The organism is Serratia sp. HMSC15F11 (assembly GCF_001808215.1).
GTDB classification, from domain to species: Bacteria; Pseudomonadota; Gammaproteobacteria; order Enterobacterales; family Enterobacteriaceae; genus Serratia; species Serratia nevei.
Map to the genome: position 1 here is coordinate 50,633 of NZ_KV792394.1, position 15,930 is coordinate 66,562.

Annotated in this window: 14 protein-coding genes; 10 read left to right on the plus strand and 4 right to left on the minus strand. The window is 62.0% G+C overall.

The genetic code is table 11. The features are described from left to right. Window positions 1-195 precede the first annotated feature (195 nt). Window positions 196-1,662, plus strand: a complete 1,467-nt coding sequence (gene ansP / locus HMPREF3138_RS02540; RefSeq protein WP_038879875.1) for an L-asparagine permease — start codon at window positions 196-198, stop codon at window positions 1,660-1,662. Window positions 1,663-1,699: 37 nt separating this feature from the next. On the opposite strand, the gene HMPREF3138_RS02545 is transcribed toward ansP, so the two are convergent. Then, window positions 1,700-2,479 carry a HalD/BesD family halogenase gene (locus HMPREF3138_RS02545; RefSeq protein ID WP_038879872.1) on the minus strand — a complete coding sequence of 260 codons (780 nt, stop codon included), beginning with the start codon at window positions 2,477-2,479 and terminating at the stop codon, window positions 1,700-1,702. A gap of 116 nt (window positions 2,480-2,595) precedes the next feature. Here HMPREF3138_RS02545 and HMPREF3138_RS02550 point away from each other — a divergent pair, with 116 nt between their 5' ends. Beyond that, window positions 2,596-3,492 (plus strand): LysR substrate-binding domain-containing protein, encoded by an 897-nt coding sequence (locus HMPREF3138_RS02550; RefSeq protein WP_038879869.1) that lies wholly within the window; start codon window positions 2,596-2,598, stop codon window positions 3,490-3,492. Here the strand turns inward: HMPREF3138_RS02550 and HMPREF3138_RS02555 are convergent. Continuing rightward, window positions 3,477-4,229, minus strand: coding sequence for an SDR family NAD(P)-dependent oxidoreductase (locus tag HMPREF3138_RS02555; protein ID WP_038879866.1), 753 nt, complete (start codon window positions 4,227-4,229; stop codon window positions 3,477-3,479). The two genes, HMPREF3138_RS02550 and HMPREF3138_RS02555, sit on opposite strands and share 16 nt — an antisense overlap. A gap of 151 nt (window positions 4,230-4,380) precedes the next feature. Between HMPREF3138_RS02555 and HMPREF3138_RS02560 the strand changes: the two genes are divergently transcribed. From HMPREF3138_RS02560 to HMPREF3138_RS02595, 8 genes are all read left to right on the plus strand, one after another. Continuing rightward, window positions 4,381-5,145 carry an arylamine N-acetyltransferase family protein gene (locus HMPREF3138_RS02560; RefSeq protein ID WP_038879863.1) on the plus strand — a complete coding sequence of 255 codons (765 nt, stop codon included), beginning with the start codon at window positions 4,381-4,383 and terminating at the stop codon, window positions 5,143-5,145. A 123-nt stretch (window positions 5,146-5,268) separates the two neighbouring features. Beyond that, on the plus strand, window positions 5,269-5,898 hold the full coding sequence (locus HMPREF3138_RS02565; RefSeq protein ID WP_038879860.1) for a response regulator transcription factor: 630 nt from the start codon (window positions 5,269-5,271) through the stop codon (window positions 5,896-5,898). Then, window positions 5,898-7,439 (plus strand): MASE1 domain-containing sensor histidine kinase, encoded by a 1,542-nt coding sequence (locus HMPREF3138_RS02570; protein WP_038879857.1) that lies wholly within the window; start codon window positions 5,898-5,900, stop codon window positions 7,437-7,439. Before HMPREF3138_RS02565 ends, HMPREF3138_RS02570 begins: the two co-directional genes overlap by 1 nt. A 60-nt stretch (window positions 7,440-7,499) precedes the next feature. Beyond that, window positions 7,500-8,828: an MFS transporter family glucose-6-phosphate receptor UhpC gene (uhpC, locus tag HMPREF3138_RS02575; RefSeq protein ID WP_223294851.1), complete on the plus strand. Its 1,329-nt coding sequence runs from the start codon at window positions 7,500-7,502 to the stop codon at window positions 8,826-8,828. Continuing rightward, the gene (locus tag HMPREF3138_RS02580) at window positions 8,825-9,856 is read left to right on the plus strand and encodes an ABC transporter substrate-binding protein (protein WP_038879851.1); all 1,032 of its coding nucleotides are present in this window, start codon (window positions 8,825-8,827) and stop codon (window positions 9,854-9,856) included. The genes uhpC and HMPREF3138_RS02580 overlap by 4 nt, the downstream gene beginning before the upstream one ends. A 67-nt stretch (window positions 9,857-9,923) precedes the next feature. Further along, complete coding sequence (locus HMPREF3138_RS02585) at window positions 9,924-12,002, plus strand: ABC transporter permease (RefSeq protein ID WP_038879848.1); 2,079 nt, start codon at window positions 9,924-9,926, stop codon at window positions 12,000-12,002. An 11-nt stretch (window positions 12,003-12,013) separates the two neighbouring features. After that, window positions 12,014-13,060 carry a ferric ABC transporter ATP-binding protein gene (gene fbpC / locus HMPREF3138_RS02590; protein WP_038879845.1) on the plus strand — a complete coding sequence of 349 codons (1,047 nt, stop codon included), beginning with the start codon at window positions 12,014-12,016 and terminating at the stop codon, window positions 13,058-13,060. 247 nt (window positions 13,061-13,307) lie between these two features. After that, entirely contained in the window at window positions 13,308-13,574 is a 267-nt protein-coding gene (locus HMPREF3138_RS02595) for a hypothetical protein (RefSeq protein ID WP_038879842.1), read from the plus strand. Window positions 13,575-13,615: 41 nt separating this feature from the next. Here HMPREF3138_RS02595 and dusC read toward each other — a convergent pair whose 3' ends face one another. Beyond that, entirely contained in the window at window positions 13,616-14,548 is a 933-nt protein-coding gene (gene dusC / locus HMPREF3138_RS02600; RefSeq protein ID WP_038879839.1) for a tRNA dihydrouridine(16) synthase DusC, read from the minus strand. 84 nt (window positions 14,549-14,632) lie between these two features. Next, complete coding sequence (locus tag HMPREF3138_RS02605) at window positions 14,633-15,592, minus strand: D-2-hydroxyacid dehydrogenase family protein (protein WP_038879836.1); 960 nt, start codon at window positions 15,590-15,592, stop codon at window positions 14,633-14,635. Between the last annotated feature and the right edge of the window lie 338 nt (window positions 15,593-15,930).

Here is a 15,930-nt window from a genome sequence, read left to right on the forward strand (position 1 = left end):
ACGCTTTGCGCACAGGTTTTTTTGCCACATTTATCGGGAAACGGTAGCATGCCACGCCGTTATTTAACGGCAGCTGTATACACAATAAACAGCGGAATGATGCTACGACCTCATTCTCATTACGATTGCTGATGGCAATCGTTTGCCCTGCCGCTCAGGGCGGAGTTCATCATAGACAGGTAAACAGGACGGATAATGCACTCACAAAAAAAGTCGGCGGACGATAAACACGCCGCCAGACGACGCTGGCTAGACTCCCATGAATCCGGTTATCACAAAAGCATGGGTAACCGGCAGATCCAAATGATCGCCATCGGCGGTTCGATCGGCACCGGCTTGTTCCTCGGTACCGGCGGCCGCCTCGAACTGGCCGGGCCGGCGCTGGCGCTGGTCTATCTGGTGTGCGGGATCTTCTCTTTCTTCATCCTGCGCGCGCTGGGCGAACTGGTGCTGCATCGCCCTTCCAGCGGCAGCTTCGTTTCTTATGCCCGCGAATTTCTCGGTGAGAAAGCCTCTTACGTCGCCGGCTGGATGTATTTCCTCAACTGGGCGATGACCGGCATCGTCGACATCACCGCGGTAGCGCTGTACATGCACTACTGGGGTACCTTCGCCGACGTGCCGCAGTGGCTGTTCGCCCTCGGCGCGCTCGGCATCGTCGCCACCATGAACATGATCGGCGTGAAATGGTTCGCCGAAATGGAATTCTGGTTCGCGCTGATCAAGGTCGCCGCCATCGCGCTGTTCCTGATTGTCGGCGTGGTGTTCCTCGGCACCGGCACCCCGGTCGCCGGCCACACCACCGGCATGCACCTGATCACCGAAAACGGCGGCATGTTCCCGCACGGCCTGCTGCCGGCGCTGGTGCTGGTGCAAGGGGTGATCTTCGCCTTCGCCGGCATCGAGCTTATCGGCACCGCCGCCGGCGAGTGTAAAGATCCGGCCAAAATGATGCCCAAAGCGATCAACAGCGTGATCTGGCGTATCGGCCTGTTCTACGTCGGCTCCGTGGTGCTGTTGGTGCTGCTGCTGCCGTGGAACGCCTATCAGGCCGGCCAAAGCCCGTTCGTCACCTTCTTCAGCAAGCTGGGCGTGCCTTATATCGGCACCATCATGAACATCGTGGTGTTGACCGCCGCGCTGTCCAGCCTCAACTCTGGCCTCTACTCTACCGGCCGCATCCTGCGCTCGCTGGCGATGGGCGGCTCCGCGCCGAAGCTGATGGCCAAAATGAGCAGCCAGCAGGTGCCTTACGCCGGCATCCTGGTCACCTGCGGCATCTACGTGATCGGCGTGGTGCTCAACTATCTGGTGCCGTCGCAGGTATTCGAGATCGTGTTGAACATCGCTTCGCTCGGCATCATCGCCTCCTGGGCATTTATCATCGTTTGCCAGATGCGCCTGCGCAAAGCCGTGCACGAAGGCCGCGCGCAGCCGGTCTCGTTCAGAATGCCGGGCGCGCCGTTCACCTCCTGGCTGACGCTGGCGTTCCTGCTGATCGTGGTGGTGATGATGGCGTTCGACTACCCGAACGGCACCTGGACCATCGCCACCATCCCGGTGCTGGCGGTGCTGCTGACGCTGGGCTGGTTCGGCCTGCGCAAGCGCGCGCAGGAAGTGAAATTGGAACAGCAGGCTCACGAAGAACAAAACCCGCACTGATTCGACAAACCGCCCTCCGGGGCGGTTTTTTTATCCGCTATAACCGGCCGTAGAACGTCATTCTGGCGCTTTCAGACAGCATCACGTCCGGCTGCGCATTGTAGGCCAGCACCACCAGCATGCGCGTGATGTCGCCTTCGGTCGGCGTCACCCGGTGCATGGCGTTGCGCCCGCGAAACAGCACCAAATCCCCCTCCTCCATCGCCAGCCGTTTGGCCACCCGCTCCCCGTCCAGCACCTGCGTGACCCCGGCATAGTTCATCTCGCCGCGATCGGCGTCGCGCAGGTTCTCCACGTACTCGAAACGCCCGCCCGCCGCCGGTTTCTGGATCAGCAGAGTGATGGCGAACGACGAATTGTCGAAGTGCCAGCCCAGCTCCTGGCCGGTGTGGGCGTAATGCAGGTTGATCGACGACAGCCGATCGGCGTAGGGATACAGCTGCGCCTCATCCAGCACCGCGCAGAGGAACGCACGAAACGCCGGAGCATCGTACAGCGCACGCAGCGGCGACTGCGGCGGAATATCTTCGTCGGTAATGCAGCCTTTGGACGACACCACCAGCCGGTTGCGCGCGTGATCGGCCGGCAGCGCGTCGTCCTGCGGCCGCAGATACACGTTGTGTTTGCTGGTGGCATAAAACGCCGCGTGGTGCTGTTCGGCGCCTTCCAACCGCACCGTCGCCAGCGCGGCGGCGCGCAGAAATCCCGGCAGTACTAACGCACCGCTGCGCTCCAGCGTTTGCCGGCAACGGGTGCGGAACTCGGCGTCGTCGATGGGATGGGCGGACAGATCGATAATATCGGCAAGTTGCGGCATGACGTTCCCCTCGTGTGCGATAGCCGGATGCCTCTCACTGTAGCGAATGGCGCATTGCCGCCATAACAAAAATACGTTATGGATAAGCTAACCAATTCTTAGCGATAGCCCTGCCCATGCACTCACCGTCCCGCGCGCGCTTGCCCAAGCTGAGCGCCATTCTGGCGTTCGAAACCGCCGCCCGCACCGGCAGCCTGGCCCGCGCGGCGGATACGCTGGCGCTGACCGCCGCCGCCGTCAGCCAGCAGATCCGCCAGCTGGAGCAACACCTGGGGATCACGCTGTTCATCCGCGCCAAAAGCGGCGTCACGCTGACCGAACAGGGCGCGGACTACCTGGCCTACGTGCAGGAGGCGTTCGAAACGCTGCGCGTGGCGCAGCAGCACGTCGAGCGCCAGCGCGGCAAACAGGCGCTGACGGTGTTCGCCCTGCCGGCGTTAGCCTCCAAGTGGCTGAACCCGGCGCTGGGCGACTGGCTGGCGCAGTGCCCCGACGGCGATCTGCGGCTGCACGCTACCCATGCGGCGGTCGATTTCGCCCATTCGGCGGCAGACTTCGCCCTGTGCTTCGGCGATCAGGACTATCCGCTGCTGGAAAAGATGCAACTGTTTCAGGATCGGGTGCAGCCGGTGTGCAGCCCGGCGCTGCGCGATCGCGGCGACTGGACGCAGCTGCCGCTGATCCATGTCGATTGGGGCAAGGAGAGCCAGTTTCTGCCGGGCTGGCACGAGTGGTTCACCGCCGCCGATCGGTCGCCGCCGGCGCGGCGCGGGCTGACCTATAACCTGACTTCGTTGGCTATCGACGCCGCCGTGCAAGGGCGCGGGGTGCTGCTCGGTCAGCGGCGGCTGATCGCCCGTGAACTGGCGGAAGGCCAGCTGGTCACCCTGGCCGAACCGGCGCTGCCGCTCAGCAAACCCTACTACGTAGTTTACCCACCGCGCACGCTGGAAAAACCCGGCGCAGCGGCGTTTCTCAGTTGGCTGCAGGCGCTGGCTCAGCGCGCGGTATAACCGCCGTCGATGCTGTAAAACGCGCCGGTGGTGAAACTGCTGTCGTCCGAGAGCAGGAAAGCCACCGTTTTCGCCACCTCTTCTCGCGTCGCCATTCTCCCCAGCGGGTGCGAAGCGGCCATCTGCGCCCGCGCTGACGCCGGCAGCGCCCCCATCGCCGGCGTATCCACATAGCCCGGCCCGACGGCGTTGATGCGCACGCCGCGCGTGGCGAACTCCAGCGCCGCCGAGCGCGTCAGGCCCAACACGCCATGCTTGGCGGCGGTATAAGGCGCAATCCCGGCAATGCCCACCACGCCGTTGGCAGAAGAGAGGTTCACTACCGCCCCGCCGCCGCCGGCGACGATCGCCGGCAGGCCGTACTTCATGCCGAAAAACGTGCCGCTCAGGCAGGTGGCGATCACCTCTTGCCAGTCTTCGACCGCATACCGATCGATGTTCACCTCGTGCGGGCCGGTGATCCCGGCGTTGTTGACCAGCAGATGCAGCGCGCCGCAGCGCCGCACCGTCTCTTCAATGCCCTGCTGCACCGACGGCGCATCGCGCACGTCCATCCGCAACGTCATCACCCGTCGGCCCTCGGGATCGAGCCGCGCGGCGGCTGCGGCGAGAGGCGCGGCGTGGCGGCCGGTCATCACCACCGTGGCGCCGCGCCGAAACAGCTCGGCGGCGATCGCTTCGCCGATGCCGGTGGAAGCGCCGGTCACCAGCGCCACCCGATGTTTGAAATCTTGCATAGCCGTTCTCCTGCAACGTTGAACTCAGGGGAACAGGCTAGCGCCGACCAGTGACAGTTTGCGGCAGCAGCAACAGAGCAGCACGTAATGCGCTCACAAACGCCGCAAAGCCCGCTATTTTATGCCTACTTTTTCTCATGCGAGACACCCTGTGGATACCCAACGCTACCTGCAGCATATCGGCTTTACCGGCGCCGCCCGCCCTGACCTCCCCACGTTGCAACAGCTGCACCATCGCCACATGCTGAGCGTCCCGTTTGAGAACCTGAGCATTATTTATCATCAGGGCATCCGGCTGGCGCCGGAGGCGCTGTTTAGCAAGGTGGTCGAGCGCAACCGCGGCGGTTTCTGTTATGAGCTGAACACGCTGTTTGCTCTGCTGCTGCGCGAGATCGGTTTCAGGGTGAGCTTCATCTCCGGCGAGATCCGCGCGCGCGACGGCCATTTCGGCCCGCCCTACGACCATCTGGCGCTGCGGGTGGATCTGGAAGACCAAGCATGGCTGGTGGACGTCGGTTTCGGCGATTCCTTCCTGACGCCGCTAAAGATCGTCGTCGCCGAGCCGCAACCGCAGGCCAGCGGCACCTTCCACCTGGAACAGGAAGGCGAGTATTACCTGCTGGAGCGCCGCAACGGCGACCAACGCTCGCATGCCAAAACCCTGTATCGCTTTACCGTTCAACCGCGCGAGTTGCATGAGTTCGACGAGATGTGCCGCTTCCACAGCACCTCGCCGCAGTCGCATTTCACCCAGCGCCTGGTGTGTTCACGGCCAACGGACCACGGCCGGGTGACCCTCAGCGACATGAAGCTGATCGTAACCGAAGATCACCAGCGCCACGAAACGACGTTGCATTCGGAAGAGGAACGCCGCGCCGCGCTGTGGCAACATTTCGCCATCGATTTGGATCGTTGACGGCGCCGGCGGCGCCCTTTTATTACGATTCTGTTACACCGATTGCATAACCGCGCTTGGCTGATTGCCAGCACCGCGGCGGCAGGCATCATAGGGCCATGATTCGGCAACAGAGTGCGAAAAATGATCCGTGTGATACTGGTGGATGACCATGTGGTGGTGCGCTCCGGGTTTGCGCAGTTGCTCAACCTCGAGGACGATCTCGACGTGGTGGGGCAATACAGCAGCGCGGCGGCGGCTTGGCCGGCATTGCTGCGCGGCGACGTCAACGTCGCGGTGATGGACATCGCCATGCCGGATGAAAACGGCCTCAGCCTGTTGAAACGCCTGCGGGCGCAGAAGCCGCAGTTCCGCGCGATCATCCTCAGCATCTATGACTCCCCCACCTTCGTGCAGAGCGCGCTGGACGCCGGCGCCAGCGGCTATCTGACCAAACGCTGCGGGCCGGAAGAGCTGGTGCAGGCGGTGCGTTCCGTCGATATGGGCGGCCATTACCTGTGCGCCGACGCGCTGCGGGCGCTGCGCGGCGGCGAGCGGCCGGCCACGGCGCTGGAAGTGCTGACCCCGCGCGAGCGTGAAATCTTCGATCTGCTGGTCAAAGGTGACAGCGTAAAGGAGATCGCTTTCAAGCTCGATCTCAGCCATAAAACGGTGCACGTGCATCGCGCCAACGTCCTGGGCAAGCTGCAGTGCAACAGCACCATCGAGCTGGTGCATTTCGCCCTCGATCATCAGCTGCTGGCGGGGCATTGATGTCGCCCCGCTTCCGGCCCTGGGTTATCTCGCTGTTTATCCTGTTGGCCTGGGGCAGCGGCTGGCTGATGCTGTGGACGCTCGGTTTCTATCTGACCCGCAACGGCAACCAGGCGGCGCTGTTTCTGCCGCACGGCGTCTATCTCGCGCTGCTGATCCTGCTGGCGCGTCGCTATTGGCCCGCCTTGATCGTGCCGCCGATCCTGCTGCTGTTATGGCTGCACGGCGAACGTCTGCTGAGCGGCTACGGCCTGCTGGCCGCGCCGTTTATCACCCTGTTTCCGGCTGCGGTCGCGCAACGACTTTGGCACCGTTTTCCGCTCTACTGGCAGCGGCTGACGCTGCTGCTGGCTGCGGTGACCGCCGCCTCGCTGCTCAACACCGCCCTGCTTTCGCCGTTTGTGCCAAGCCCGGCGATGCTGCTTGGCCTGGCGTCGTTTACCGGCGGCGTCTTGCTGACCCCGTTCGTCTATCTGATCTTTGAATTTCTGCGCCAGCAGCACCGTTACCACCTGCTGGGGCTGGACACCCCCAACCCGCCGCTGCGCGCGTCCTTAATCATCTGGTGCAGCCTGTTTTTCGTTATCGGCATCGGTACGCAGATGGTGCTGTCGCCGGAAATCGAGCGCCTGCTGCTGATCGTGGTGTTTCTGCCGAACGTGGTGATGGCGTGGAAGTTCGGCTGGCAGGGTGGCGTGCTGTCCGGCCTGCTCGGCAGCATGATGATCACCCTCGCCCGGCAGGTCGGCGTGGGGTTCGGCAACTTGGTCGAGCTGGAAATCTTTCTGGCGACGCAGGCGCTGCTCGGCATCGGCCTGGGTATCGCCATCAGCCGCCAGCAGCACCTGGCGCAAAACCTGCACCACTATCAGCGTCGCCTGGAAGAAGAGCTGGCGGCGCGGCGGGCGCTGACCGAAAAACTGATCCACACCGAAGAAGACACGCGGAAAAACCTGGCGCGCGAGCTGCACGATGAAATCGGCCAGAACATCACCGCGATTCAAATCCAGTCGCAGCTGGTCAAACGGGCGCACGATCCGGCGCAAACCCAGGCCGCCGCGCACCAGATAGGCGAGCTCGCCCGGCGCATTCATCACTCCACGCGCCAGCTGCTGCGCCAGCTTCGGCCGCCCGCGCTGGACGAACTGGCGTTCAAAGAGGCGCTTCACCACCTGCTGAGCGAATTCGCCTTTGCCGAACGGGGCATCCACTGCCGTTTCGATTACCGGCTGAGCGACACGCCCGCCGGCGAAACGGTGCGCTTCACCCTCTACCGCCTGCTGCAAGAGCTGCTCAACAACGTGTGCAAACACGCCGAGGCCAGCGAAGTCGCCATCGTCTTGTATCAACAGGGGCCGCTTTTGCACCTCGAGGTGCGGGACAACGGCATCGGCATCCGTGCGGACAAGGTGCCCGGCCTCGGCATTCAGGGGATGCGCGAGCGGGTCAGCGCGCTGGGCGGCGAGCTGACGCTGGAAACGCATTGCGGCACGCGGGTAATTGTTAACCTGCCCACAAATTTGCAACAAACCGCCGACTAACTAAGAAAAAGTCTTAGCCACTGCGGACTTTATCTCATCCCCTTTCCCTTTCACCTTCTTATAGTCACCACCAGGGAGGCGGCTATGCAGGCACGCTCGGCATCTGAAATCGATCATCGTTACCGCGCGCTGCGCCCGCGACTGCTGCTGTACATGGTCATCGGGTACGCCGCCTTTTACCTGACGCGCAAAAGCGTGAATTACGTGCTGCCGGCGCTGCAAACGGATTTGGGCCTGGATAAAGGGGACATCGGCCTGCTCGGCTCGCTGTTTTACCTGAGCTACGGCCTGTCGAAATTCGCCGCCGGGCTGTGGCACGACGGCCACGGGCAGCGCAGGTTTATGGGGATCGGCCTGTTCGCCACCGGCTTGCTGAACGTGGCGTTCGCCTTCGGCGAATCGCTGACGCTGCTGCTGGCGGTCTGGGCGCTGAACGGCTTCTTTCAGGGCTGGGGCTGGCCGCCCTGCGCGCGGCTGCTGACCCACTGGTATTCGCGCAACGAGCGCGGCTTCTGGTGGGGCTGCTGGAATATGTCGATCAACCTCGGCGGCGCGATCGTGCCGCTGATCAGCGCCTTCGCCGCCCAGCGCTGGGGTTGGCAGGCGGCGATGCTGATCCCGGGCGCCGTCAGCATGGTGTTGGGCCTCTGGCTCACGCGGCAGCTGACAGGCACGCCGCAGGAAGAAGGCCTGCCGTCGGTCGGCCAGTGGCGCCACGATCCGCTGGAGCTGCGCCAGGAACAGCAAAGCCCGCCGATGGGGCTGTGGCAGATGTTGCGCACCACGATGCTGAAGAACCCGATGATCTGGCTGCTCGGCGTCTCTTACGTGCTGGTCTACCTGATCCGCATCGCGTTAAACGACTGGGGAAATCTCTGGCTGACCGAAAGCCACGGCGTCAACCTGCTCAGCGCCAACGCCACGGTGATGCTGTTCGAGATAGGCGGCCTGCTCGGTGCGCTGTTCGCCGGCTGGGGTTCGGATGTGCTGTTCGGCGGGCAGCGAGCGCCGATGATTTTGCTGTTCACGCTCGGGCTGATGGTTTCCGTCGCCGCGCTGTGGCTGGCGCCGGTGCATCACTACGCGCTGCTGGCGGGCTGTTTCTTTACGGTGGGCTTTTTTGTCTTCGGCCCGCAGATGCTGATTGGCCTCGCCGCCGTGGAATGCGGGCACAAAGGCGCAGCGGGCTCCATCACCGGTTTTCTCGGCCTGTTCGCCTACCTGGGGGCAGCGCTGGCGGGCTGGCCGCTGTCGCAGGTCATCGAAGGCTACGGCTGGTCAGGCATGTTCAGTTTGCTGTCGATCGCCGCCGTTCTTATGGGTTTATTGCTGATGCCGCTGCTGATGGCGAGCGTCACCACCTCTACCGAGAGAAGGATAAAACAATGAAAAAAATGTGGGTCACTACCCTGATAGCTTCCGGCATCGCGCTGGCCACGCTGAGCGGCGCCGCGCACGCCAAGGGCCGCCTGGTGGTTTACTGCAGCGCCACCAATGAAATGTGCGAAGCGGAGACCAAAGCCTTCGGCGAGAAATATGACGTGAAAACCTCGTTCATCCGCAACGGCTCCGGCAGCACGCTGGCGAAAGTGGACGCCGAGAAGAAAAACCCGCAGGCGGACGTCTGGTACGGCGGCACGCTCGATCCGCAATCCCAGGCCGGTGAAATGGGGCTGCTGCAGCCGTACACATCGCCGAACCTCGAACAGGTGATGCAACAATTCCGCGACCCGGCGAAGCTGAAAGGCAACTACTCCTCGGCGGTCTACGTCGGCATTCTCGGCTTCGGCGTCAATACCCAGCGCCTCAAAGAGAAAAACCTGCCGGTGCCCCAGTGCTGGAAAGACCTGACCAAACCGGAATACAAAGGCGAGATTCAAATCGCCGATCCGCAGAGCTCCGGCACCGCCTACACTGCGCTGGCGACCTTTGCCCAGCTGTGGGGAGACGACCAGGCCTTCGATTACCTCAAGCAGTTGAACGCCAACGTCTCGCAGTATACCAAGTCCGGCATTGCCCCGGCGCGCAACGCCGCCCGCGGTGAAACGGCGATCGGCATCGGCTTCCTGCATGACTACTCGCTCGAAAAAGAACAGGGCGCGCCGCTTGAGCTGATCTCGCCTTGTGAAGGCACCGGCTACGAAATCGGCGGCGTCAGCATCCTCAAAGGCGCGCGCAACCTCGACAACGCCAAGCTGTTCGTGGATTGGGTGCTGTCGAAAGAGGCGCAGGAACTGGCATGGCAGAAAGGCAAGTCCTATCAGATCCTGACCAACACCACCGCCGCTACCTCGCCGAACTCGCTGAAGCTCGACGACCTGAAGCTGATCAACTACGACATGGACAAATACGGCTCGACCGAGGTCCGCAAGGCGCTGATCAATAAATGGGTCAGCGAAGTCAAGATGGGTAAATAAGCCCACATTCTGCGCCTGTTGCCGGGTAAGCCTCACGCCTTACCCGGCCTGAACATCCGGGAAAATTATGTCACATACACATGCACTCCATCTCGTGAAAAAACGAGATGCGATATTCCTTTGGGTCTTGCTTGGCTGGCTGGCGTTCGCCCTGCTGCCGAGCTGGAGCCTGGATTACGGCCTGCTGGAGTCCACCGGCGATGAAATCCTCGCGGCCTACGGCTGGTCACACCGCAATGTCAGCTGGCTATGGTGCCTGTTGCCGAGCCTGCTGCTGCTTCGCCCTTACGCCCCGGCGGGCGGTGAACGGCGGCGGCGCCACGCGTTCGATGCCGGCTGGGCGCTGCTGTGCATGGCCTTTATCGTCGTCAGCGCCACGGTGGCGGGGCGCGGTTTAGGCTACGCCACCCTGGTGCAGTTGACCGCGCTGGGCGCCATCATGACGCTGGCGCTGACCCGCCTCGAATGGCTGGGCGGCGACCGTTTCGTTATCGGTGCGCTGGTCACCATCGTGGCGCTGATCGGCGTCTTCATCGTCTGGCCGAGCATCGCGATTTTCATCCCGATGTTCACCGACCAGGCGGGGGCATTCGCGCCGCTGGCGTTTATGAACGTGCTGTCGCAGGCGCATATCGTTCAGGTGATCCTCAACTCCATCGCTCTGTCGATCACAGTGGGTGCCGGCTGCACCTTCTTCGGCCTGGTGCTGGCGATTTACACCACCCGCATCGCCAAACGCAGCGCCATTATCGGCCGCATTTTCTCCATCCTGCCCATCGTCACGCCGCCGTTCGTCGTCGGCCTGGGCGTCACGCTGATGATGGGGCGCTCCGGCTACGTCACCGAGTGGATGGTGGCCTGGTTCGGCCTGACCAACACCAACTGGCTGTACGGCTTTACCGGCATCTGGCTGGCGCAGGTGCTGGCGTTCACGCCGATGGCGTTCATGATCCTCGACGGCGCGATCAAGACCATTCATCCTTCGCTGGAAGAGGCCTCCTACACCCTGCGCGCCAGCCGTTGGCAAACCTTTAACGGCGTGTTCGTGCCGCTGCTGAAACCGGCGCTGGCCAACGCGTTTCTGATCGTGGTGGTGCAATCGCTGGCCGACTTCAGCAACCCGCTGGTGCTCGGCGGCAACTTCGACGTGCTGGCGACGCAAATCTATTTCTACATCACCGGCTCGCAGCTCGACTATCAGGCCGCCAGCACCCTCGGCGCCTTCCTGCTGCTGTTCTCGCTGCTGGTGTTCTGCATCCAGTACCTGTGGATCGGCAAGCGTTCCTACGTCACCGTGTCCGGCAAATCCTATCGCGGCGACGTACAGCCGCTGCCGGTCACGCTGGTGTGGAGCGTGATCGCGTTGCTGGCGGTGTGGGTAGCCTTTAACGCCCTGCTCTACGGCAGCATTTTCTACGGCAGCTTCACCGTCAACTGGGGGGTGGATTACACGCTGACGCTGGATAACTTCATCAAGCTGTTCGGCCAGGGCATGAGCGACGGCGCGTGGCCTTCGCTGCTCGACACGCTGCTGTACGCCGGGATCGCCGCGCCGATCACCGCCGCCTTCGGCCTGCTGATCGCCTGGATCGTGGTGCGCCAGCAGTTCAGGGGCAAAAAGACCATCGAGTTCACCACCATGCTGTGCTTTGCGGTGCCGGGCACCGTGGCGGGCGTCTCTTACATTCTCGCCTTCAACAGCGCGCCGGTGTACCTCACCGGGACGGCCGCCATCGTGATTATCTCGATGGTGATGCGCAACGTGCCGGTGGGCATTCGCGCCGGGATCGCCGGGCTGGGCCAGATAGACAAATCGCTGGACGAAGCCTCGCTCAGCCTGCGCGCCGGCTCGCTGCGCACCATTACGCACATCCTGCTGCCGCTGCTGCGCCCGGCGATCCTGTCGGCGCTGATCTACAGCTTCGTGCGCGCCATCACCACCGTCAGCGCCATCGTTTTCCTGGTGACGCCCGATACCCGCGTGGCCACCGCCTACATCCTCAACCGCGTGGAAGACGGCGAATACGGGGTGGCGATCGCCTACGGTTCAATTCTGATCGTGGTGATGCTGGCGATTATTTTCCTCTTTGACTGGCTGATCGGCGAGGCACGCATCTCCCGTTCAAAAGCCAAAAACCAGGCGTAATGGAGCCCATGATGAGCCAGAAAAATTTCGTTGAACTGCGCAACGTCTCCAAACGGTTCGGCAGCAACACGGTGATCGATAACATCACGCTCACCATCCCTCGGGGGCAGATGGTGACGCTGCTCGGCCCTTCCGGCTGCGGCAAGACCACCATTTTGCGCCTGGTCGCCGGGCTGGAGAAACCGAGCGACGGGCAGATATTCATTGATGGTGAAGACGTTACCCATCGTTCCATCCAGCAGCGTGACATCTGCATGGTGTTTCAGTCTTATGCCCTGTTCCCGCATATGTCGCTGGGGGAAAACGTCGGCTATGGGCTGAAGATGCTCGGCATTCCGCGCGCCGAAGTGAAAGCGCGCGTGCAGGAAGCGCTGGCGATGGTGGATCTGGCGGGGTTCGACGATCGCTATGTCGATCAGATCTCCGGCGGCCAACAGCAGCGCGTGGCGCTGGCGCGCGCGCTAATCCTCAAGCCGAAAGTGCTGCTGTTCGACGAGCCGCTGAGCAACCTCGACGCCAACCTGCGCCGCAGCATGCGCGAAAAGATCCGCGAGCTGCAAAAGCAGTTTGATATCACGTCGCTGTACGTCACCCACGATCAGAGCGAGGCTTTCGCGGTCTCAGACACGGTGCTGGTGATGAACAAGGGGCACATCATGCAGATAGGCTCGCCGCAGGATCTCTATCGGCAGCCGGCGTCGCGCTTTATGGCGAGCTTTATGGGGGACGCCAACCTGTTCCCGGCCGGCTTCAGCGCGGACTATGTCGATATCAGCGGCTATCGCCTGCCGCGCCCCGCGCACTTTGCCACCGAAGGCGCCGGCACGGTGGGCGTGCGGCCGGAAGCGATCACGCTGAGCGAGCACGGCGAGGAAAGCCAGCGCTGCGTGATCCAGCATGTCGCCTACATGGGGCCGCAGTATGAAGTCACGGTGGCGTGGCATGGGCAGCAGATTTTACTGCAGGTTAACGCCACCCGCCTGCAGCCCAACGTCGGTGAACATTATTATCTGGAAATTCACCCCTACGGCATGTTTATGCTGGCGGACGCGGCATAATAAGCATCACTCTTAAGCGTTAGAATAACGGTCATTCCGCATGGAATGGCCGTAAATAACCGCAAAAAAAAACCGTATTTATCTATTTTTACAATTCCTTCCAAGTCCTTGTTCAGCCGAGAAATAAATATATCCGCATTCATTAAAAAATAACCACCTGGACCACCAAGGGTGATATTTTTATTTAGATGAGGTAAGCTTAATCCCGCAGTCGAAATTATTTAACGGCCAACTCAAGGAGAAATTCATGAGCAACAATGCAAACGCACAGGCGCAGATGGATAATTTACGCAACGTCGCTTCCCAGCTGAAGGAAATGCGCCACTATGCGCAGTCGAACACCGAAACGCTCTCCGCACACTGGCTGGCCTTCGATCAGGGGGAATGCAAAAATAAGGCGTTCGCCGAAGCCATTAACGACCTATTGAATAAACAGGGTGCCTGCCTGGAAGGGCTGGAAAAAACCATTCAGGATATCGAGATAGAATTGAACCGTCTCGACAAAGCCGCCTGATAATACCGATTTAAATAAACCCGCCGCGTGCGGGTTTATTTTTAGCTACGGCAGATGACGCGCGCAATATCCCCCGATGTCGTCAGCGCGCGTATTTCGCTAAACAGTTCGGTGGCTTCGTCATATTCTTTGCGCAAATAGCCCAGCCACTGTTTGATGCGTGCCACGTGATACAGGCCGGTGTCGCCCTGCTTTTCCAGATGGACGTATTTTTGCAGCAGCTCAACCACCTGCGGCCAGGGCATGCGCGGTTCGTTGTACTTCACCACCCGGCTCAGGTTCGGCACGTTGAGCGCGCCGCGCCCCAGCATGATGGCGTCACAGCCGGTCGCCTGCAGGCAATCCTGCGCGCTCTGGTAATCCCAGATCTCGCCGTTGGCGATCACCGGGATGCTCAGCCGTTGACGGATCTCGCCGATCGCCGCCCAGTTGATGCGATCCGCCTTGTAGCCGTCCTCTTTGGTGCGGCCATGCACCGTCAGCTCGCTGGCGCCCGCCTGCTGCACCGCATCGGCGATTTCAAAACTGCGGCTGGAGGAGTCCCAGCCCAGGCGCACCTTCACCGTGACCGGCAGATGGGCCGGCACCGCCGCGCGCATCGCTTTGGCGCCCTGGTAGATCAACTCCGGATCTTTGAGCAGCGTCGCCCCGCCGCCGCTGCCGTTCACCAGCTTGGACGGGCAGCCGCAGTTGAGATCGACGCCGTAAGAGCCCAATTCCACCGCGCGCGCGGCGTTCTCCGCCAGCCACTGCGGGTACTGCCCCAGCAGCTGTACGCGCACCAGCGTGCCCGACGGCGTACGGCTGGCGTGGCGCAGCTCCGGGCACAGCCGGTAGAACGATTTGGCCGGCAGCAGCTGATCGACCACGCGTAAAAATTCGGTGATGCACAGATCGTAGTCGTTCACGTCGGTGAGCAACTCACGCACCAAAGAATCGAGAACGCCCTCCATCGGAGCCAATAATACGCGCATGACCAATCCCAGCTAAAAAAAGACCCGCAATGATACGGGTGAATGCCCGCGCCAGACAAGCCTCTGCGGGCATTAAAAACGCCGTCAGCCCAGCCGGCGGATCGGTTGGCCGGCGAGGAATGCCGCAATGTCCTCGACCGCCTCGGTGAAGTAGGCGCGGTAGTTGTCGTCCGCCACGTAACCCACATGCGGCGTCGCCAGCACGTTGGGCAGCTGACGAAACGCATCGTCGGCCGGCAGCGGCTCCGTCTCGAACACGTCCAGCCCGGCGCCGGCAATCTTCCGCTGTTGCAGCACGTCCACCAATGCCGCCCGATCAACGATCGCCGCACGCGAGGTGTTGATCAGGTAAGCGGTGGGCTTCATCGCCGTCAATTCGTCGCGCCCCACCAACCCGCGGCTGCGATCGCTCAGCACCAGATGGATAGAGACAAAATCGCTCTGCTCGAACAGCGCCCGTTTGGACGGCGCCAACAGGGCCCCCTCCTGCGCCGCCCGTTCCGCCGTCAGGTTCTGGCTCCAGGCCAACACCCGCATGCCGAACGCCTGCGCCACCCGGGCCATCTGGCCGCCGATCTTGCCCAGCCCCAGCAGCCCCAGCGTTTTTCCCTGCAGGGTAACGCCGAGATCCCGCTGCCACGGGCCGTTGTTTTGCAGCCCGACGCTTTCCGGCACGATATGCTTCGCCAACCCGAGCAGCAGCGCCCAGGTCAGCTCCATCGGCGCCGCCGACCCGCTGCTGGTGCCGCACACCACGACGCCGCGCTCGGCGGCGGCGGCCAAATCGATAGAAGCGTTGCGCATGCCGGAGGTGATCAGCAGCTTCAGCTTCGGCAGCCGCGCCAGCAGCGAGGCGGTCATCGGCGTGCGCTCGCGCATGATGACCAGAATGTCGCACTCCTGCAGATGCACCGCCAGCTCCGTTTCATCGGTAAAGTGCGCGCTGATGGCGGACACCTCCACCCGATCGGCCAGCGCCGACCAGTCCGCCATCTTGAGCGCCACCTGCTGGTAATCATCGAGAATTGCGCACTTCAATTTCATCTCCGTCTCCTGGAATGTAGGGTTAGCCACCGTCCAGCCTAGTACGAAAATGCCGTTCCGCCAGGCAAAAAAAAGTTCATCGCGCTTTAGCGTGAACCAATAGAAAACGGCAGTCAGAACGTTTAGGTTTGTATTCGCCAAAACACACCCTAAACCTTCAAAACTGCCGTCACTATGAATGCTAACCTTTGCTCGCTGTTCTAGGAAGGCTTTGTCGTCAATTCCTTCTCGCTTCCTTCTGCCAACTCCCTGCTTATCCAGCTCCAGCCTGACTCTGCCGTCATGCCCTGTTGCCGGCGCTGTGAACGGCGGGTGCCTGTTGTGCATGATGTTTCCTT